This is a genomic window from Gordonia sp. ABSL11-1, assembly GCF_030315685.1.
Lineage (GTDB): Bacteria > Actinomycetota > Actinomycetes > Mycobacteriales > Mycobacteriaceae > Gordonia.
This window is the reverse complement of the sequence record NZ_JASXSI010000083.1, coordinates 1-1081: the sequence shown is the minus strand read 5'-3', so window position 1 is coordinate 1081 and position 1081 is coordinate 1. Positions and strand designations below refer to the sequence as shown.

Below are 1081 nucleotides of genomic sequence, written 5' to 3'. Positions count from 1 at the left end.
TGAACCTCCCCAGTTTGAGTGGACACCTGAGATGGCGGGACGAAGGGTCCTGCTGGGAGGATGTCTACATGTCCAGGACGCGTCGGTCGTTTACGCCTGAGTTCAAGGCGGAGGCTGCTCGTCGGGTGATTGACGGGGGCCGGCCGGTCACCGAGGTCGCGCGTGAACTCAACGTGCATGAGAACTTGTTGGGCAAATGGGTGCGCGCTGAACGGATGCGCGATGGTGTCGCCGACGTAGTGCGCAATGCCCCACCGGATCGGGACCTGTCGGCTGGTGAGCGCGCGGAGTTGACTCGGTTACGCGCGGAACTCGCCGAGAAGGATCGCGATCTGGCGTTCCTAAAAAAAGTATCGGCGTACTTTGCGGCGCAGCAACATCGGTGAGCAGGTTCGAGCTCATTGCCGCGGAGTGCGCCGACCGCGACATCACGAAACTCACGGAACTACTGGGTGTGTCACGATCCGGATTCTACTCATGGGTGGATCGGCAACGACGTACGGAGCTGACACCTCGCGAGCAGCGCCGTCGCGATCTGGAGGTGAAGATCCTCGCTCATTGGCAGTCATCCACGCGTACCTACGGTTCGCCGCGGATCACGGCCGACCTGCATGCCGAGGGTGTCGCGGTCTCGGAGAACACCGTCGCCAAGATCATGGCCGAGATGGGTATCGAGGGCATCAGCCCACGTACGTTCAAGGTCAAGACCACCGAGGTCGATCCGACGGCGACCTTCCCACCGGACCGGGTCGGGCGGGTGTTCGACCAGGGTGGCATCGACCTGGTCTGGACCTCTGATATCACCTATCTGACCTGCGGTGAGGGTGATGCATACCTGTGCGCGATTCGTGATGAGCACTCGCGTCGGGTGCTCGGCTGGTCGCTGGCCGATCACATGCGCACCGAGCTGGTTGAGGCGGCCGTGGACGCGGCTGTGTTCACCCGTGGCGGGTCGGTTGCCAGCACCATCCTGCACAGCGACCGGGGCAGCCAGTACACCAGCCACGACATGGCCGCAGCATGCGGCACGTACGGTCTCAAGCGCTCAATGGGCGCGACAGGGATCTGTTGGGACAATGCC

The 1081-nt window shown here is 63.0% G+C and carries 2 protein-coding genes; both read left to right on the top strand.

Annotated features, from left to right (window positions below):
• A partial coding sequence (locus QSJ19_RS26540; protein WP_286324047.1) for a transposase occupies positions 1–386 on the top strand: 386 nt, incomplete at its 5' end.
• Positions 383–1081: IS3 family transposase (locus QSJ19_RS26535; protein ID WP_286324046.1), on the top strand; the 699-nt coding region annotated here is incomplete at its 3' end. The genes QSJ19_RS26540 and QSJ19_RS26535, both read left to right, overlap by 4 nt.